Source organism: Microcoleus sp. S13C4 (assembly GCF_036700865.1).
Classification (GTDB): domain Bacteria; phylum Cyanobacteriota; class Cyanobacteriia; order Cyanobacteriales; family Microcoleaceae; genus Microcoleus.
In genome coordinates this window covers 30387-49957 of sequence record NZ_JAUBPS010000018.1, presented here as the reverse complement: position 1 = coordinate 49957, position 19571 = coordinate 30387, and the positions used below count along the sequence as shown (strand labels likewise).

Genomic DNA, 19571 nt, shown 5'->3' with positions numbered 1-19571 from the left:
AAGGCGCAGTCAGCGCGAGTCCGGTAGTGTCATGGTAATACGTCCGGTTCCTCCCGAAGCCCACGGCGAAATCGATTGTATCGCCCTGAAGTACCGCAAGATTGCGAGCGAACCGCACAGCATTGTCACCACCAAAGCCCTAAACAAAGTTGTCGCACCTACTATCCTATACATCCAGTAATCGATCGAGCTCGATACCTTGCGAGCGCAGCATTTCCTCTAATTGTTCTACACGTTGCTCGGCTTGTTCCTTGGCCTGTCGCTCTTGCTCTGTGCGTTGTGTTTCCCGCTCTTCAGGAGTTAGTTCGCGATCGCCCGTTGCGTCATACCAACTTAAAATCTCCTGGGACAACCCACCTACCAAACCCCGATAGCGCCCTATTCCCAAACCCACTTCCGGCATCCTGTAAGGTTCGCCAATTTGTAGTTGATAAACGCCATTTTCGAGTTTGTACAATTCAAGAATAATAATTCCTTTTCCTAAGCAGTCGATTATAAGTCAGCCCGCATCCAACCATGTCAAATAAGAGTTCATCACAGGAACAAAAAGAACTAGCCAAGCTGCTCGGCCTCGACATTTCGGCGGACACATTTGACGTAGCAGCAGCCAGGCTTTTAGACGCAGTAGCAATAGCGATAGGGCATGAGCCTCCACAGAATGCAACCGAACGCCAAATAGTATTTGCTACCTCTATCGGACAGGATGTAAGCACTAATACGAAACGGGTGGCAAGCGCAAAGATTGGCGAAGCGCTATTTTCAAAAAACCAAGATGCAATTGCTGCACTCAACCTGAAACCGGGCGATCGCGTTATCAAAATATCGAGATTTGAACTGAATAACGAATTCCACACCTTTGAACAAGAGTTTGTTATCTCATCAATTCAACCGAACGGGCGCGTATTCTTCAAAGGCGGCAACGGTCGAGGTGCATGGCCCACCCAGCTTAAAAAATATCCGGGCTAATCCTTTGTTCAACCGGACAAGTAACATCGGGCAAGGCAACCAGTTATCTGCTGACTAATGGTAAGGTGCGTCGCTCATCGAGGGTCTATTTTGTTGAGGGATTCAAGGTGGCGACGCACCCTACCATTAATGACTAATGACTAATGACTATTTCAGTTCCACATTTACCGTTGCAGACATCCCCGGTGCAATTCGCGATTCATAGCCTTTAATGCTTTCGGCATCAAACACAACTTTTACCGGAATCCGCTGCACAACTTTGGTGAAGTTGCCCGTAGCATTATCGGGAGGCAATAAGGAGAATTGAGCGCCAGAAGCAGGGGAGAAACTATCGAGATGACCTTCAAACTTGCGACCACCAAAAGCATCTAATTGGATTTCTACTTTTTGGCCGGGTTTCATGTTTGCCAGTTGCGTTTCTTTGAAGTTGGCAATTACCCACAAATCGTTACTGACGATCGCCATTAACGGAGTTCCCGGCTCCACCCGCTGCCCGACTTCAACCGATTTGCGGCCGATTTGTCCGGCGGCGGGAGCGGTGATATTCGTGTAGGAAAGTTGCAGTTGAGCGTCTTTAACCGACGCTTCCGATTGCCCGATCGCAGCTTTAGCAGCATCATACTGTGATCGACTGACTTTAGTTTGCTCGCCCGTAGCTTGCGCCTGTTGCAATCCGCCCTTTGATGCAGCAAGTTTTGCTTCGGCGGTGCTGATACCTTCTTGCGCTAGGGCGACTTTAGCTTGAGCGCTGGCGACACCGACTTGGGCGCGCGCTACTTGGGATTGAGCTTGTTTTACCCCTTCTTGAGCTTGGGCTACTGCTGCTTGAGCTTCGGTTACGCCTTCCTTAGCTTGGGCTAACCGCGCTCTAGCTTGGGCAATTCCTTGTTGGGCTGCGGTGGTTTGGCCTTGCGCTACTTCGTAGGCGGCTCTCGCTGCGTCTAGTTGCTGGCGGGCGATCGCACCTTCTTGTTGCAAACTTTCGTACCGTTTATAATCGGCTTGCGTTTTAACGAGACTAGCTTGCGCTTGTACTAGCTGAGCTTGCGCTGCGGCAATACCGGCTTCGGCTTCCCTCACTTTAGCTTGAGCTTGCGGAATTCCGGCTTCGGCTTGGGCGACTTTGGCTTGCGCGGCGGGTACGCCGGCTTCTGCTTCAGCGACTGTGGCAACGGCTGCGGGTACGCCTTGTTGGGCTTCTCTAATTGCTGCTTGGGCGGTGGAAATGGCAGCGTTGGCGCTGCCGATGTCTCCTTGGGCTTGGGCTGTTTTGCCTTGGCTGGTTTGAGAGGCTAGGGAAATATTTGCTTCCGCTGCTTCGGCTTGGCGGCGAGCGTTTTCTAAGGCTGCTTGGGCTTGTTGGACTTTAACTTGGTAGTCGCGGGGGTCGAGTTTGATTAGCAGTTGTCCGGGTTTTACTTGTTGGTTGTCTTGTACTAAGACTTCGGCGACAGTACCGTTGACGCGGCTGCTGACTTGGTGGATGTGTCCGGCAACTGTGGCGTTGTCGGTTTCTTGATGGATGGAGGCGTATTGCCAGTAGCGGTAGCCGAAGCTGCCTGCCGCGATCGCCCCTAGGCCCAGCACTGCTAATATCAACGCTTTCGGGGCTTTTTTCTTGGGTGTTGCAGCCGGCAGGGGTGCTTGGAGTTCTGTTTCTGCGCCTGTTTTGACCTCGGCGGGGGCGTTGATTTGTGTCTCTGGGGCGGGGATTACTGGTAGGCTTTTAGCGATGCTGTCGTCGATCGGCTTTTCTAATACACCGACTGCTTTGCCGTTACCGTTGAATTCTGCTGGGTTGATTTCGTTTGGGCCTTTCATGGTATTTGACTCCTAATACTTTAGTAAGATGTCGTTTGTTTAGGGTACGTAGTTTTTATTTAGTAAGACGGCTTTTTTTAAGAGTGCGTAGTATTTTACGGTTATTTTTAATGTAGTGGAGGTAGATGCTGCTGCACTTCACTCAAAAGATTGATTTGTCGGTTTAGGAGAGGTTGAGGATCGCGATATTGATCAGTTGGGAAAAGAGTTCTTGATCGGTCTGTGAAATTCCCTCGACAGCTCGATCTCGGATTTTAGCTACCAGCGGGGGCAATACCTCTTGCAGTTCCGTGCCTGCGTCTGTCAGCCAAATACGCCATATACGGCGATCGCGCGTGTCTCTCTCCCGGCGGACTAGGCCTCTTTCTTCCATGCGATCGAGCACGCCTGTCAGCGTTCCGCCTACCTGTTGCAGTTTGTCGCCAATGCTGGAAGTCGGCAAACCGTCTTCTTGCCACAAGCAGCACAGTACCAGCCAGTGAAAAGGTGTCAAGCCAAAGGGTTCAAGTACCTCTTGCAGCCTGCGACTGCCTAGCTGTGCCAGAAGTTTGAGACGGTAGCCCAGGCTGTGGGGGGCGAGAATGTCGTGCCACTGAGCTAGATGTGTACGATCGACAGTGGATGTAGTAACCATCGGCTTATTACTTAGCGTTCGTATTATTAGTGTAAGATCCTTTTGGGGAGATGTCAAGGGGGTACCAGCAGGTTTTTTTGCGCTCAACTGCTACGCTAAAACCGGGAATCCCCCCTCTGCCGGATATGTTAACAATTCTTATTGTTCTTAAACTAGAAAGAGTAAATCTAGTTTGCGATCTGAATTTATGTTGCTTCCAGCCGACAAACGCACCAAGTTAGACGACACCGACGACAATTTGTTCTACTCCTATCCCCGGTTTGTGACTCACGTAGACGATGGATTCATCCAGCAACTTACCGATTTATATCGGGAACGGCTGAAACCGAATACTCGGATTTTTGATATGATGAGCAGTTGGGTTTCTCACTTGCCCGACGAGATGCAATTTGCCCATGTTGAAGGGCATGGCATGAATGAAGAAGAGTTGGCAAAAAATCGCAGACTGAATCATTATTTCGTGCAGAATTTGAACGCAAATCCTAAACTGCCGCTGGCAGATGCAGAGTTTGACGCCGTTGTCAACTGTGTTTCCGTACAGTATTTGCAGCACCCGGATGCGATTTTTGCCGAGATTCACCGGATATTGAAGCCTGGTGGCGTAGCAATTATGAGCTTTTCCAACCGGATGTTTTATCAAAAGGCGATCGCGGCTTGGCGGGAAGGTTCGGAGGGCGATCGGGTAGAATTAGTCAAGGGTTACTTTGATTCTGTCAAAGGAGCGAATATACCCGGATTTAGCAAGCCGGAAGTAATTGTTCGCAAGCCTAACTTGCCGAGTTTTATGCAAATGCTGCGAATAGGAAGTGGCGATCCGTTTTATGCGGTAGTTGCTTACCGCCAAAGTTAGGATTATTTGGCAGTAAGGACTTTAGGACTTTAGGTAGAGATTGAAAGCGCTAAAGTCCTTACTACAAACCGATCAAAAGCTACGCTCTTTAGGTTAGGATCTATTGAATATTTGCTCCTAAAATATGGAAAACCAACTTTTGCAGCGCATCACACTCGATCCCAATATCCATCACGGAAAACCATGTAGTGGCGGTGTCCGATATCCAGTAGAGTTAATTCTTGAATGACTCTCTTCTGGTATGAATTCTCAAGAAATTATAGATGACTATGATGATTTAGAACATGAGGATATTCTAGCTGCTTTGCTATTTGCCGCGCGGCTGACTCAAGTGAAAAGCATATACTGAGTATTGTAGGTCATCAGCAATCATAAAGTAGGGTAACACCTTGATATGAAACCATATCAGCAAATAGCGATCGACGAATGTGGCGAACCTTTAGTCCCTATTCCACCAGAACATTTTGCCTTTGAAATCCCGCACCCTTATCAAAAGTTGGGTGCTCCCTATGACAACAGCAAAGCAGATTCGCCTTACTATTTGCGACAAGGAGTTGTAGATAGTTTAATCGCCGCTCAAACCCACTTACAACAAAATGATCCCAAGTGGAAAATTCTGATATTTGATGCTTATCGGCCGATCGAAGTCCAGCAATTTATGGTGGATTATACTTTTAATCAAATTGCTTTAGCTCAAGGCTGCGAATTTCCGGTTCCCGAAGACAAACGTCAAGTTATTATAGAACACGTATATCAATTTTGGGCAGTACCCAGCCTCGATCGCGCGACGCCTCCTCCTCACAGTACAGGTGCTGCTTTAGATATAACTTTAGTCGATGAAAATAATCGGCGACTTGATATGGGTTCTCCGATTGATGAAATATCAGAACGTTCTTATCCAGATTATTTTGCTAACAGCAATCACCCACGAGAACAGCAATATCACCGTCACAGGCAAATCTTAAAAAATGCGATGATAAATGCGGGTTTTCAGCAGCATCCTAACGAATGGTGGCATTTTTGTCTGGGGGATCAGATGTGGGCTTGGTTGACAAATCAAAATAATAGTGGTAGCCAATTGATTGCCCAATATGGCCGCTATTAAAAGGCTATGCAATTAAATCTGGACGGACGCACTCGCAACCTTGAGAAAGGGGTTTATTGACAAAAAAACTCAGCTTTTAACTGCTTCCTGTCGCAATAAACCTGGTTTCTGACACTCTGTGCGTCCCGGACTATAAAAGTTGGAACAAAATAAATCATTTGTATCAGGATACACGACAACTATTGCCAGCAGGGTAGCCGTGCTTTAAAATCAACAAGAGCGAACAAGTGCAGGCACATCAAGTCAGCACCGCAAACCCTAAAGGATAACTCAGAGTTCACCCAATGAAAGCACTCATCCTCTCTGGCGGCAAAGGAACACGCTTGCGTCCCCTCACCTATACGGGTGCTAAGCAGTTGGTTCCTGTAGCAAATAAGCCGATACTGTGGTACGGAATTGAAGGAATTGTGGCGGCTGGGATTACGGATATCGGGATTATTATTAGTCCAGAAACCGGGGAAGAGGTGAAGACGAAAACAGGAGATGGATCTCGCTTCGGTGCCAAAATTACTTATATCTTGCAAGCAGAGCCGGCGGGACTCGCTCACGCGGTGAAAATTGCCAGACCATTTTTGGGCGATTCTCCGTTTATTATGTATTTGGGAGATAACTTAATTGAGAATCCGCTAGATCCGTTTTTAGAGATTTTTAACAAGCAAAAACTAGACGCTCTGATTTTGTTGCGTCCAGTTCCCAATCCCTCGGCTTTCGGTGTTGCCAAAGTTGATGAAAATGGACGAGTTTTGCAGTTAGTAGAAAAACCAAAAGTTCCGCCATCAAATTTAGCACTGGTGGGAATTTATTTTTTTGCTCCTACTATCCATGAGGCGATCGATCAAATTCAACCTTCGCCCCGCGGCGAACTCGAAATTACCGATGCCATTCAACAGCTCATCAATCAGGAGAAACACGTAGAAGCCTGCAATTTAGAGGGTTGGTGGCTGGATACGGGGAAAAAAGACGATTTGCTAAGTGCAAACCAAATCATTTTAGATAGCTGTATCGTAGCTTCAACTGAATTAAAAGTAGACGCCAAAAGTCAAATTATCGGGCGAGTGCAAATAGGCGAAGGAACGGAGGTAATTAATTCTACAGTTCGGGGCCCAGTGGTAATTGGGGAAAATTGCCGCATTGAAAATTGCTTTATCGGGCCTTACAGCAGTATTGCCGATCGCGTAACGATGATTGATGCTGATATCGAACACAGTGTAATATTGCAAGGGGCAAAAATAGTTGGCATTCACCAGCGAATTGTAGACAGCGTGATCGGGCAGCGAGCTCAACTAACCAATGCGCCCCCCCGTCCAAAAGCTCTGCGGTTTATGATTGGTGATGACAGTCAAATTGAGCTAGTTTAAATTGAGATATTGCCACTATCGGAAGCAATAATCCTGATTTAACAAGAGATGAATTTTCTTGGGGGTGGGCATCCTGCCCGCCCTTGAACAGGCAAGATCCTGTTCACAATTAGTTACAATTATTATTCAAGCAGCCAAGATGCCTGTTCCACAATAAGTCATAGTAAGTTATCTAAAGGAGAAGAAAGTTTGCAGTACGAAGAAATACCAACTCAACAAATTATAGATAAATTGCGGCAAACTTTGGAGCCGCGAATTGGTATTGTTGAGCCGTCGCTGTCGGGAAGACAAAATAGTGCGATCGCCTACAATGAAGATGACGAGGACATCGCCCTTCTGAAGACAGGCTTTGACATTTACAACGTTCCGATTACTTCTTATCAAAGGCAGCTAGGTTCGGTAGTCATTGCAGTTAGGAAAATAGTCCGAAAATTGCTCAGACCCGTACTAGAACGACAAGTAATTTACAATTTTGCTAATACTCGCGTAGTACACACCTTGAGCACACAATTGCAAAAATTGCAAGAAAATCAACAAACTCTAGAGAAAAAAATTAAATCGGAGTTCAGCACTAGATCTCCCGAAGTTACAGCACAGCTTGAGACTCAACAAAGAGCGATCGCAGCCTTTCAGTCGGAAATAGAGCAAATTAAAGCAGTGCAGGAGCAACATACTGCTATTTTAGAGAAGATTACCGCTCAATTGCTCGATCGACAAAAATAAAGCATCAAAGATGACCACACTGCCCATATGTTCGTTAATTATAGTCAACTATAACGGTCTGCGCCACACGAAAGATTGCTTAAAATCTCTACAAAAACTTGCGTATCCCGAACAGCAACTAGATTTAATTGTAATTGATAATTGCTCTAAAGACGATTCCGTTAAGTCCCTGGCGGAACTCTTTCCAAAAGTTCGCATTTTTGTCAATACTGCCAACAACTTTGCTAAAGCCCTCAACCTCGGCATCAGCCAAGCTAAAGGACAATACATCGCCTTTCTAAATAACGATGCTACCCTTGAGAGTCGCTGGTTAGAGATTCTTGTAAAACGGCTAGAAACTAATAAAGAAGTAGGTGCGACTAGCGGCAAATTGTTGTTTAAAGACGGGCGAATTAACAGCGCTGGTATTCAGCAATTACCTAATTTTTATTGGCGAGATGTCGGCTTTGGCGAAAAAGATTCGGGACAGTACGATACAGAACAGGAAGTCGAAGGGCTTTGTTGGGCGGCGGTGCTTTTTCGGAGAGAATGTTTGGAAGATGTGGGGCCAATCGATGAAGATTTTGTGATGTATTTTGAAGATGTAGAGTTTGCCAAACGCTGTCACAAACGCGGTTGGAAAATGCTTTATACTCCCGCAGCCATCGCCCATCATGAGTATCGCGGTTCGAGTAAAGGAAGCAAACTTACCGAGTATTTCTGCAACCGCAATCGATTTTTGTATTTGGCCAAACATGAACCTTTGCAATTAGTCAAAGCGATTCACACTTCAGATTTTTTTACTAACAAGCAGTACGATTTGCTGTTCGAGAGTTTATTTGTAGCGATTAAAAAACTGCTGGATTATCAGAAACCGGCAATCATCGAAACTGTATTACCGCAGTTGTCGGAAAAGTTGGCGGTTATTTACAGTCGCATGAAGGTCGATCGCATTTTACCTCGATTGCAGGTGGTTCGGGGCGATCGCAAAATGTCGATCGGCATTTACGATCACGGACTGCATTTTATCGGTGGCGGTCAAAAATACGTCGCTACCATCGCCTCGTTGCTGCAAAATGAATTTGACATTACTTTTATCGCCAACAAACCAGTTGCTGTTTCTGACTTAGAATCGTGGTACGGACTCAACCTTTCAGGATGCAAAATTAAAATTATTCCCTTGGCGTTTTACGAGAAACGCGGAATGCAGTGCATCGATTCCAGCATCATCGTGGAAGATATGGAAAATCCCTTTGATGAAATTGCCAGAGAAAGCAAAAACTACGATATTTTCCTCAACGCGAATCAACTGGAAAAAGTCAAGCCACTGTCGCCAATTTCAATATTTTTCTGCCACTTTCCCAATACCTTCCGCAACCGTCATTTTGCTGTTGATGATTATACTTTCATTATTGCCAACAGTCAATTTACTGTTAAGTGGTTGGAGAAACGCTGGGATTTAAAGCCAACTTTTCTGCTTTATCCCCCGGTGGAAATGGTAACAGTTAAAGTGCCGAAAGAAAAAATAATTTTGGCGGTGGGACAGTTTGAAGCTGGGGGAACAAAAAAACAAATTGAACTAATTAAAGCTTTCCGCAGTTTGCTAGCACATTATCCCGAAGATTTTCAAGGATGGCGGCTAATTTTAGCCGGCAGTAGCATTCCAAAAAATCCTTATTTAAAGACGGTTCAGAATTTATTGAAGCAAGATTCAAGGGCGATCGAGTTAAAAGTCAATGCTGACTTTGATGAGGTAAAATCACTTTATGCTAAAGCGAGCATATTTTGGCACGGCTGCGGTTTGGGTGAAGTAAATCCTCAAAGATTTGAGCATTTCGGGATGGCGACTGTGGAAGCAATGCAAAACAGTTGTGCTCCGATTGTTTTCAACGGCGGCGGCCAACCGGAAATTGTCGAAAATGGGCGATCGGGCTTTTTGTTCAATACCGTTGAGGAACTGTGCCACCATTCACATCAACTAATTGTTAATCCCGATTTGCTAGCAGAACTTCAAGCTGGTGCACAGCAGCGCAGTCAGAACTTTAGACTTGCACGTTTCGAGAAAAAAGTCAAGAATCTTTTTGAGATTATTCACCAAGAATATGCTACAATTCGGCTGCCAAATCCTGCCGATATAGCTCAAATGCTCGATCGCACTTAAAGGCTAATTAAATAGTCCACCAGGGCTTAAAACCCCTAGCCAAAAGCTAAAGTCCTCTTGCATAGGACTAATATCAAAGTCGATTTTATTACCGTTTTCTTCAGTCCCCCTCTGCTGGGACTTTGTATGTATAGTCGCGACTTCCAGTCGCCGGATATCTAAAATCATGTCTAATTCACTGTTAATCAATTTGTCCTTCTTAACACCCGAACCAACGGGAATCGGGACTTACGCCGCTAATCTTTTCCCGCAACTGCAACAGCTAGAACCAACATTACTCGCTTCCCAGCAAATTGACAATTATACTTGCTATCATATCCCCGAAACTCTGACACCGAATCGCGGCCCGAAAGGACAAATTAACAGGCTGCTGTGGACTCAGTTTGAATTACCAAAAATTTACAAAAAATTGCAGTCCACCCTAATGTTTTCCCCAATGCCCGAAGCACCTTTGTATTCCGGCTGCCGCTACATTGTCACAGTTCACGATTTAATTCCTTTGCGATTTCCCAGACGATTTTCTCGTTTAACAGCTTATTTCCGCTACTACATACCGCAGGTTTTGCGGCAAGCAGAACACATTATTTGCGATTCTCAAGCAACGGTGGCAGATGTTGCTAACTTTTTCCAGATTCCGCTTCAGAAAATGACCGCAATTCCCCTAGCTTGCGATAATATTAATTTTAGATATCTCGACTTGCCAACCAAAAATTATTTTCTTTATACAGGTAGACACGATCCTTACAAAAACTTGGAAAGATTAATTGCTGCATTTGCGAGTTTGCCCGATCGCGCCAATTACGAATTGTGGCTAGCAGGGCCTCCCAATGCCTACACGCCGCAGTTGACAGCACAAGTTGAAGAATTAGGTTTACAATCTTTGGTAAAGTTTCTCGGTTACGTTCCCTATTCTCAATTGCCCGTACTGATGAATCAGGCGATCGCCCTAGTTTTCCCTACACTTTGGGAAGGATTCGGCTTACCAATTTTAGAAGCAATGGCTTGCGGCACACCCGTCATCACATCCAACCTATCATCGATGCCAGAAGTAGCCGGAGATGCCGCCTTATTAGTCAATCCTTACAGCGTCGGAGAAATAGCCGAAGCCATGCAAACATTAGCCACAGATTCAAAAGTGCGATCAAACTTAAAAACTGCTAGTTTAGCTAGAGCATCTCAATTTAGCTGGAACAAAACCGGAAAAGCAACCGCCAACATCTTACAGCAATATCTTTAAATCTTCCCTCTCTTCCTTTCTCCTCTCTGCGCCCTCTGCGCCCTCTGCGGTTAAATAAAAAAAATCCCACCCAAAAACCGCAATCTACATATTATCCCATGCCCAATCCCCAATCCAACCTCCTCATCAACCTCTCCTTCCTAATTTCCAAACCAACCGGCTTAGCCATCTACGCCAAAAACCTATTTCCCCACCTAAAATCCCTCAATCCAACATTACTCACAGCCGAAAAATTTCCCAATAACAACTGCTACCAAATTCCCCCAAACCTAACCCCAGAACAAGGAACTAAAGGACACATCAACCGATTGCTGTGGACACAAACCCAACTCCCCAAAATTTACAAACAGCTAAAATCTAACCTGTTATTTTCCCCAATTCCCGAAGCTCCTCTATTTGCAGGTTGCCGCTATATAATTACAGTACATGACTTGATAGCGCTGCGATTTCCCCGCCGCTTCGATCCTCTGACACCTTACCACCGCTACTACATTCCCCAAGTGCTGCGGCAGGCTCAACATATCATTTGCGACTCAGAATCAACGGCCCAAGATATCGCTAATTTTTGCAATATTCCTACTAATTTAATTACGCCAATTTTCCCAGGGTACGATACCAGTTTTTTCCGTTTTTTAGACTTGCCAACAAGCAATTATTTTCTTTATATCGGTCGCCACAATCCGTATAAAAACGTGCAGCGAGTTATAGCAGCCTTTGCTGCTTTGCAGCAGAATTCCGAGTACGAATTGTGGATAGCAGGTTCGGAAGATAAACGCTATACGCCGCTGCTGAAAGCGCAGGTTCAAGAATTGGGATTGGTCGATCAAGTAAAATTCTTAGATTACCTCCCCGCAGCCGACTTGCCCAAAGTCATAAACCAAGCGATCGCCCTGGTTTTCCCCAGTCTTTGGGAAGGATTCGGCCTCCCCGTGCTCGAAGCAATGGCCTGCGGCACTCCTGTCATCACCTCTAACCTGTCTTCAATGCCCGAAGTGGCGGGGGGTGCAGCCTTATTAGTCAACCCCTACAGCGTCGAGGAAATTGCCTCTGCTATGCACCAGCTTGCAGTGGATGCCAAAGTTCGATCGCACTTGCGGGAGCTCGGTTTAGCCAGAGCAAAACAATTTAGCTGGGAAAAAACAGGTCTGCAAACTGCTGCTATTCTCGATCGATATCTTTAACGAAGGAAGAAGGAAGAGGGAAGAGGGAAGAAGGAAGAGGGAAGAGGGAAGAAGGAAGAAGTCAGTAGGTAGATCAATGCCCCATGCCCCATGCCCAATTCCCAATTCCCACTCCCCCTGACAGCCTGAGTTAGAGACTGTAGCCCCTTTTACTTATTGATACCCAACTGATCGCCGCGCTTGTACTGCTGATAAGCAGCAAAAAACAACCCCGCCAGAGTAACAAAGATTAGACCCAGAACAATACCTGAAAGCAGCGGTTCTACCATGAGATCTCCTTAACGTTAAGATTTAACAACCTATTTTTAATATTACCAGCACTTACACAGATGAAATTTCACATTCATCGCCCTTCTGGGGGTCTAAGAGCTTGCTCTCCCCGCTGCGAACGATTAAGCTATGTTATGAGAAATAAATTTTCTTGTAGATACTATTTTTAATTGAACTCCTTTGAATAACCAACTTGCCAGGAATGAAATTAAAAACCCGATCGAGCGACTTGCCATATTTGCGCTAGCGGTGTTGCTTGCCATCATGTTGGCTGCCCTCGCAATTCGTCAGTTTCAAGTCGCCGATCCTTACGTCAAAAGCGTACTATCCCTCACGGGCAACCCGTTTCAGGGTTCCGCCATCTTTCAAATGAACTGTGCGGGTTGTCACATATCCGTTTCAGACAGTCAAGTCGGGCCCAACTTGCACGGAGTGTCCGAGCGCAAATCCGAATTCGATCTGATCCGGCAAGTCACCAGCGGGCAAACCCCACCAATGCCGCAGTTTCAGCCGAGTCCGCAAGAAATGGCCGACTTGCTGAAATATCTCGAACAAATTTGACCAAAGAAGGGGAACGGAATGCGTTCCCCTTCTTTGGCAAAGCCTCGAAACCCATGCTTCGAGGCTCTGCTTTCGGGTAGTCCCTCTCTGTTGGGACGGCAGGCAAGTGTAGGATCGGTTGCAACTGCCGAGTTTTATCTGCGGACTAAACCAGCAAGCTAAAACTCTGAGCCGATAACTGGCTTGGCTGCACGCTCGTCAGTATAGCCAAAATCTCGTTGCTGCCGGCGATGCCGATCGCCGTCGAGCCATTAGTTTCGGTCAATGACAGTTGATTGAAGTCCAAGCCTCCCACCAACTTGATCGAATCAACTCCTGCAGTGAAGTTGATAATGGTGTCAATTCCTCCGCCCGCTGACAAGACAAAGCCATTGCTGCCAATGCCGCCGACGAGGGTATCCCTGCCAATGCCGCCAAAGAGCAAGTCATCGCCGGTGCCAGCAAAGAGCAAATCATCGCCGCTGCTGCCAATTAAGGTATTGTTACCCTCGCCGCCGCAGAGAGTGTCATTGCCTTGATCGCCAATTAGCACGTCGTCGCCAGCGCCTCCCAACATTACGTCATCAGCTTTGCCGCCGTACAATAAATCATTGCCTTCGTCACCAGAGATCGAGTCGTTGCCGCGATTGCCATAAATCGTATCGTTACCCCGATCGCCAAAAATCAGGTCAAACCCTTTGCCACCGAAGAGAGTATCGCTATCGATGCCTCCGTAGACAGTATCGTTGCCCGTATTGCCATTGATGTAGTCGCTGCCCCCTCGGCCAAAGATCAAATCGTTGCCGCTCAACCCGAAGATAGAGTCACTGCCGGCACTACCCACGATCGTATCGTCGCCGTTAGGGCCATTGATCACATTACCCGCTGAAGAAGTGCCGGACTCATTGGGAGTAGCGATCCTGGGGAAGTTCTCAGGGCAAACCAAATCTGTCGGTACAGGTGCAGGCGTCGGCGTCGGTACAGGTGCAGGCGTCGGCGTCGGTGCAGGTGTCGGCGTCGGCGTCGGTACAGGTGCAGGCGTCGGCGTCGGTACAGGTGCAGGTGTCGGCGTCGGTGCAGGTGTCGGTGCAGGCGTCGGTACAGGTGCAGGCGTCGGCGTCGGCGATGTCGGCGGCGTCGGTGCAGGTGTCGGTGCAGGTGTCGGTGTCGGCGTCGGCGTCGGCGTCGGGAAGTTCCCGAAGTTGATGCCGCTGACAATAGCGCCCGAAGTTAGGGTGATGTCCGCGGGTGCGGGAGTGCTTTGGGTGAACCCAGTTTGGTTGACTTCCCGGACACGGTAGGTTCCCGGCGTTAGGTTTGCGAACAGGTAGTTGCCGCTGTTGTCTGTGGTAGTAGTAACAGGAGCCGGAGCCGGAGCAGTTCCAGTTACGACATTGGTTAACTGAATTTGGAAATTGGGTAAACCCGGTTCTCCAGCATCCTGAGTGCCATTGTTGTTGCTGTCGCTGAACTTCAGACCTCGGATCGCCCCGGGTTGGGGCAAGAAGTTGCCGAAGTCAATGCCGGTGATGTTATTTGGAGGATTAACAGTAACGGGGGCGGGGTTGGGGGTCGTCTGCGTCCAGCCGTTTTGCTGGACTTCCCTTACCTGGTAAGTGCCTGCGGGTATATCTCGGAGAGTGTAGTTGCCCGCAGCATCAGTGATGGTAGTCGGTTCGCCCTGCTGAAACAATCCATCCGGATTGATACTGTCGAGGAATATTTGCCAGTTACCTAGCCCCAATTCTCCGGCATCCTTAATGCCGTTGCTGTTGAGGTCATTAAATTTTTGACCGCTGATTGTGCTCGACTGGAAGTTGCCGAAGTTGATGTTAGCGATGTCTTGACCGCTGGTGACAGTGATGTCGGCGGGGTTGGGGGTAGTTTGCGTCCAAGTAGGCTGCAAGACTTCCCGCACCTTGTAGGTTCCGGCTGACAAATCGGAGAATTTGTAGTTGCCGGTGGCATCCGTGAGGGTGTTGGGTTCCCCGGTGTCGAGAGTACCGTTGTTGTTGGTATCCAGGAAGAATTGCCAGTTGGGTAGTGCTGTTTCTGCTGGCGCATCTTGGATGGCATTTTTGTTGAGGTCATTGAACTTCAGACCACTAATCGAGTTGGGCTTGAAGTTGCCGAAATTGTTGTTTTGGGAGTCTGTGCCGCTGGTGACGGCGATCGAAAACGCGCCGGAAAGAGTAGGCGTGGCTGCATTGACAGGGGGCAGAGTTTGCGTCCAGCCTGTTTGTGGCACTTCCCGCACTGTATAAGTGCCGGCTGGCAGGTTGGTGAACTGGTACTTGCCGGCGACATCGGTGACAGCGGCGTTGGTGCCTGTTTCGGCTGCTACTTGTTCTTGGACGCCGTTGTTGTTGGCATCCAGGTAAATTGTCCAGCCTCCTAGGGGTTGTTCTGCTGGCAAATCTTGAGTGCCATTTTTGTTGAGGTCATTAAATTTGATCCCGCTGATTTTGCCCAACTGGAAGTTGCCGAAGTCTTGAGCCGTAATGTTTGTGCCGCTGACCGGGTTAATTGTATAAAAAGCCGGGCCGGCGGTTTGTGAGAAACCAGTTGGTACGTCTTCTCTCACAAAGTACCGACCGGAGCCGACGTTGGCAAAGCTATACGTCCCAGCAGCCGCTGGTGCTGTCCCGGTAACTTGAGAGGCAATTTCCGCGTCGCCGGTATCTAAAGTGCTGTTATTGTTAGTATCCTTAAACAAGCGAACGGTGGTGCCGTTGAGGGGCGTATCATCGGCAGAGAAGCCGTTGCCGGTGAGATCGGTGAATTGGGTACCGCTGACGGTGATGTTTTGGAAAACGCCAAAGTTTTGACCGGTGACAGCAGTACCGCTTTGGGCGCTAACGAAAATTGCGGCAGCGGGGAAAGAGATGCTGGAGTTGGCTGGGGCCGTAGCTTGTATCAGGTATTTGCCGGGGCCTATATCCGAGAAGAGGTAATCTCCGGCTCCCGCAGTCGTTACGGGCGCGCCCACAACAGTATCTGTGCCGACTTCTAGCGTGTTGTTGTTGTTGGTGTCTTTGTATAAAGTGACGGTGACGCCGTTTAATACGGTGTCGGTGGCATCTAAAACGGCGTTGCCCGCGAGGTCGGTGTAGGTTTTGCCTGCGATCGATGTTTTTTTGAAGTTGCCAAAGTTGGCACCAGTAACATCAATTACACCTGTAGAACCGGGAGTCGGGCCGAGAGTCTGTACCCAATCGGTCGCAAGCGTACCAGCAGGCGGCGCTTCTGTAATCGGAGTAGCTGTTTTTACGTCCGGGATCGTGTAAGTGCCGTCTGCTGCGGTGGTAGCGCTTTTTGTGCCTACAGAAATCACCCAGCCCGGGAGACCTGGTTCAGTCGCCGCGGCACCTTGCAGGCTATCCCCGTTAAGGTCGTTGAATTTCTGACCCACGACCACTGGCCCGTACTCGTAAGCACCGATGTCAATATTCGGTTTGCTGACAAGAGTATTGTCAATTTTTCGAGGATAGCCAGTACCGCGTTGGTCAAAAGCTGTAGCGCCCACTGCTGTTATTGTCGGGTCGCCCCCACCAATTGCAGGGTTGCTGCTGGTAGTGACGGGGCTGTTGTCCACTAGGGCAAGGGTGAACGGACCGGTAGTTGCACCGTTGAGTCCGGCAGAGGCGGCTGGAGCTAATACATTTGCCAAAGGAACCGCTAATGCCTGACCTGCGAAACCAGTGCTAGTGCCGAGAACTCCAATCAGGTTGTTATTTCCTGTGAATGCCCCTGTAACATCAGTGTCGGTAGTAGCAACGTTGCCAGCAATGATCGTGTTTTTGACTGTAACTGTACCGCCGTTGTTGTAAATTCCTCCGGCATTAGCAATCAGACTAGCCGGGGTGCCAACTGTGGCGGCGGTTGCAGAGTTATAAGCGATCGTGTTGTTAGTGAGGGTAGCTGTAGCACCTGAGTTGACGAAAATTGCACCACCTGCGGCTGTACCCGCACCTGCGGCAACATTACCAGCATTGCCACCCGTAACTGTGTTGCTATATAAGGTGCTGTTGGTCATGGTCAAAGTGCCACCGCCAACAAAAATCGCGCCGCCTAAACCTGCACCGCCGCCACCAAAGCCAATAGTACCTGCACCGCCAAAAGTGCCCCCGGCGCTTGCACCATTACCACTACCGCCACCGCCGCCGAAGCCGCCAGTGCCGCCAGGGCCGATAGCACCAGGCGCAGCACCTGTACCAAAAGTACCGCCAGCACCGCCACCACCACCAAAGGTGCCAGCAGCGCCAGCACCGCCATTGCCACCATTACCTTGAGTACCAGTACCAGGAGGACCGCCAACGCCACCGGCACCACCACCACCGCCGCCACTACCGACAACGCTACCAGCACCACCAGCACCACCAATACCACCAGCACCACCGTTTGTGCCGCCAACACCAGTACCGCCAGTGCCGCCAATACCGCCAGTACCGCCAGCATTACCAGTACCGCCAGCCTCGCCATCTTCGCCAACCCCACCGGCAGCGCCATTACTTGCTAGACCATTTCTACCATTTCTACCATTTGTCCCTGCTGTGCCTCCAAAGACAGTAGCCAGATCCGCGCTACCACCCTTGCCACCATTCCCAGCCACACCTGCACCGCCAACGGCAGAGTTATTAGAAAAAGTAACTCTGTCAACTGTGACTGTACCGCTGTTGATAAAAAGTGCGCCACCTAAGCCTGCAGCGCCACCACCACCACTGGTTCCTACGTTGCCTACTGCTTTTGCAGAATCAATGGTGAGGTTCGAGATGTTAAATGTTGTGTTATCAACTACGAAGGCACGGTTGTTATTGCCACTGATCTTGAAACCGCCACCAACAATAGTGGTAGTATCCGTAATTCTCGGCAATTGCCCTGCGAGGGTAATATCGGCAGAGAGAGTGATCGTGTCAATGCCACTGTTGATGTTGGCAACATTGATGGCATTTACCAGTCCGTTAAAGTCGCCCGTCGTTTGGTTCAAGTCAGCCAGTACGCCACTGTAAGCTTCCCTCGCCTCTGCCGAAAATGCCAAAGGTGTTTCTATTTTGCCCGTAGTTACTTCGAGTTCCCAGTCTCCACCCAGTGTCGCACTGCCGGTCAAGTTATCGGAAGCGGCAATATTTGCTCCGGTGAGCTGGCTCAGCCTTTGGACGAAAGCTACACCGGCTTCTGTGGCGGCGACGTTGCAACCGTAAAGCAGAATTTCGGGTTTAGCTGTAATTGAAGAGTTCGAGTTTGCTTCGGCTGCTGGCAAAGCAAACCATGTTTCTAAATAATTGCGGTAGCTTTCAATGTTGCTGAGATTAAGTTCTGTTGCGCCGATTTGCAAGCTGGCTGCTGCGCCGTGAGACAAAATGTGGACGGCTGCAATGTTTGTCCGCTGTTTAAGTGTTTCGGCGATTTGCTCGATGCCGTCGCGATCGGCTTTGAGAATAACAATTTCTGTATCGGGATTGACCGTTTCTGTTAAACTTTCGCAATCTTTAACTTGTGAATCTGCAAAAACTATCTGGTGTTTCTGTTCTTTATAGAGTTCCACGTTCAAATTCTCCTGGTACACACACACATCAAATTCATAGCACAAAGCAACCGCAGCAGCGATCGATCTTTTTCCGCTGCGGATGAGAGTCGTTGGCGAAGCCCTCGAAGAGGATCGCCCCTAACTTTCACCTAAATTGAATATTGACAAAAACTTTTTTTTATGCTCCCCTGCCCTAACTGAGTTAGTTTGATTGTTTAGAAGTTTTAAAGGGGGATATTGTTCCGGCTGTTACAACAATGTTGGAGAAGACTTGCGCGCTGTTTATTGATATACCAGAGATGGATAAAATACCAGATTTGATAAAGATTGTCAATCTAATAGTTAACCGATGGCGATCGATATTTGTGAGTCAAGAGTTATCAATCACGGTTATTAGCTGTAAGCTGATATTATTGCGTAGTGGTTAGCTGCTGAATGATCTGTATGTGCGATCCTCTTCGAGGGCTTCGCTAACGAACAACCCCAATCAAAGTGCTTGGTAGTAAGGAATGCAAGTCCTCCGAGTTTTATGAAGGCTTGCATTCCTCACTATAACCTTGATAACGGTTATTTTACAGGAATAGATAGGCTGACTCATGACTAACATTCCTAGAAACTATTAGACTCAATAAACTGGCTCTAAGAAAGAAAATTAGGCGTGGCAGTCCAGAATATTAACTTTTCTTTCAGCTTGGTGAGTCCAAGACTCACTAATTACCAAGTTTCTTCGTCGGGCTTATTGGAATTGCTCCAAATTTCCACATCTAAATCATTCAGATAAAGCAGAGCACTTTCAATCTGTTTACTTGTACCGTTAAGTTCCAAATCAAACCAACCATCATCTAAAGTTTTGACACCCAACAAAGCGGCATTAAAATTTACCGTCAAACCGTATTCAGAAATCAGGTTAGAGATGACAGGTTCCTGATGGTATGCTTTAGGCACACGAATGCGAATGCGGGTTTGAGTTGGTCTGCTGTCGCCACTGTCTGATTTGGGAATATCGGATTCTTGGGTTTTGTGAAAATGGTCTATCGCCTCAAATTCAGATTCGCTAGTGTTGTGAGCTAACATTGGGGCCTCCTAATGTTTGTTTCAGTTTACATTTTGCACCACTATCTTGTATGGTGCGGATCTGCGAGATTTTCGAGCTTCCAAGCAGATTGTCGATAGCCACGCACCCTACTAATGACTAACAACTGCGTACCCTACAGCCTAA

16 protein-coding genes and 1 pseudogene are annotated in these 19571 nt (G+C 47.9%); 11 read left to right on the top strand and 6 right to left on the bottom strand.

Annotated elements, in window-relative coordinates; genetic code table 11:
• The first annotated feature begins 31 nt into the window (after positions 1-31).
• Positions 32-181, top strand: coding sequence for a hypothetical protein (locus QT996_RS10220; protein WP_333046313.1), 150 nt, complete (start codon positions 32-34; stop codon positions 179-181).
• On the opposite strand, the gene QT996_RS10215 is transcribed toward QT996_RS10220, so the two are convergent.
• Positions 167-457: a hypothetical protein gene (locus tag QT996_RS10215; RefSeq protein ID WP_333046312.1), complete on the bottom strand. Its 291-nt coding sequence runs from the start codon at positions 455-457 to the stop codon at positions 167-169. The genes QT996_RS10220 and QT996_RS10215 overlap by 15 nt on opposite strands.
• Positions 458-516: 59 nt before the next feature.
• Between QT996_RS10215 and QT996_RS10210 the strand changes: the two genes are divergently transcribed.
• Positions 517-966, top strand: a complete 450-nt coding sequence (locus tag QT996_RS10210) for a hypothetical protein (RefSeq protein ID WP_333046310.1) — start codon at positions 517-519, stop codon at positions 964-966.
• Positions 967-1113: 147 nt separating this feature from the next.
• Here QT996_RS10210 and QT996_RS10205 read toward each other — a convergent pair whose 3' ends face one another.
• Positions 1114-2787, bottom strand: coding sequence for an efflux RND transporter periplasmic adaptor subunit (locus QT996_RS10205; protein ID WP_333046309.1), 1674 nt, complete (start codon positions 2785-2787; stop codon positions 1114-1116).
• A 163-nt stretch (positions 2788-2950) separates the two neighbouring features.
• Positions 2951-3421, bottom strand: coding sequence for a MarR family transcriptional regulator (locus tag QT996_RS10200; protein ID WP_333046308.1), 471 nt, complete (start codon positions 3419-3421; stop codon positions 2951-2953).
• A 187-nt stretch (positions 3422-3608) separates the two neighbouring features.
• Here QT996_RS10200 and QT996_RS10195 point away from each other — a divergent pair, with 187 nt between their 5' ends.
• The 8 genes and pseudogenes from QT996_RS10195 to QT996_RS10160 all read left to right on the top strand — a co-directional run bounded on the left by QT996_RS10195 (position 3609) and on the right by QT996_RS10160 (position 12015).
• A complete protein-coding gene (locus QT996_RS10195) occupies positions 3609-4271 on the top strand; it encodes a class I SAM-dependent methyltransferase (RefSeq protein ID WP_333046307.1) in 663 nt (220 codons plus the stop codon).
• 124 nt (positions 4272-4395) lie between these two features.
• Positions 4396-4620, top strand: a pseudogene (locus QT996_RS10190) (DUF433 domain-containing protein).
• A 45-nt stretch (positions 4621-4665) separates the two neighbouring features.
• A complete protein-coding gene (locus tag QT996_RS10185) occupies positions 4666-5376 on the top strand; it encodes a M15 family metallopeptidase (protein ID WP_333046306.1) in 711 nt (236 codons plus the stop codon).
• Between the two features lie 284 nt (positions 5377-5660).
• Positions 5661-6734: a glucose-1-phosphate thymidylyltransferase gene (locus tag QT996_RS10180; protein ID WP_333046305.1), complete on the top strand. Its 1074-nt coding sequence runs from the start codon at positions 5661-5663 to the stop codon at positions 6732-6734.
• Between the two features lie 189 nt (positions 6735-6923).
• A complete protein-coding gene (locus QT996_RS10175) occupies positions 6924-7457 on the top strand; it encodes a hypothetical protein (protein ID WP_333046303.1) in 534 nt (177 codons plus the stop codon).
• Between the two features lie 10 nt (positions 7458-7467).
• Entirely contained in the window at positions 7468-9597 is a 2130-nt protein-coding gene (locus tag QT996_RS10170; protein WP_333046301.1) for a glycosyltransferase, read from the top strand.
• A 166-nt stretch (positions 9598-9763) separates the two neighbouring features.
• Positions 9764-10834 (top strand): glycosyltransferase family 1 protein, encoded by a 1071-nt coding sequence (locus tag QT996_RS10165; RefSeq protein ID WP_333046300.1) that lies wholly within the window; start codon positions 9764-9766, stop codon positions 10832-10834.
• Between the two features lie 98 nt (positions 10835-10932).
• Positions 10933-12015 carry a glycosyltransferase family 1 protein gene (locus QT996_RS10160; protein WP_333046298.1) on the top strand — a complete coding sequence of 361 codons (1083 nt, stop codon included), beginning with the start codon at positions 10933-10935 and terminating at the stop codon, positions 12013-12015.
• Positions 12016-12164: 149 nt separating this feature from the next.
• On the opposite strand, the gene petG is transcribed toward QT996_RS10160, so the two are convergent.
• A complete protein-coding gene (gene petG / locus QT996_RS10155) occupies positions 12165-12284 on the bottom strand; it encodes a cytochrome b6-f complex subunit V (protein WP_006632329.1) in 120 nt (39 codons plus the stop codon).
• A 181-nt stretch (positions 12285-12465) separates the two neighbouring features.
• Between petG and QT996_RS10150 the strand changes: the two genes are divergently transcribed.
• Complete coding sequence (locus tag QT996_RS10150; RefSeq protein ID WP_333046296.1) at positions 12466-12846, top strand: cytochrome c; 381 nt, start codon at positions 12466-12468, stop codon at positions 12844-12846.
• A gap of 145 nt (positions 12847-12991) precedes the next feature.
• Here the strand turns inward: QT996_RS10150 and QT996_RS10145 are convergent, their stop codons facing one another.
• Positions 12992-18370, bottom strand: a complete 5379-nt coding sequence (locus tag QT996_RS10145) for a DUF4347 domain-containing protein (protein WP_333046295.1) — start codon at positions 18368-18370, stop codon at positions 12992-12994.
• Between the two features lie 696 nt (positions 18371-19066).
• Positions 19067-19426 carry an NIL domain-containing protein gene (locus QT996_RS10140; RefSeq protein ID WP_333046294.1) on the bottom strand — a complete coding sequence of 120 codons (360 nt, stop codon included), beginning with the start codon at positions 19424-19426 and terminating at the stop codon, positions 19067-19069.
• Between the last annotated feature and the right edge of the window lie 145 nt (positions 19427-19571).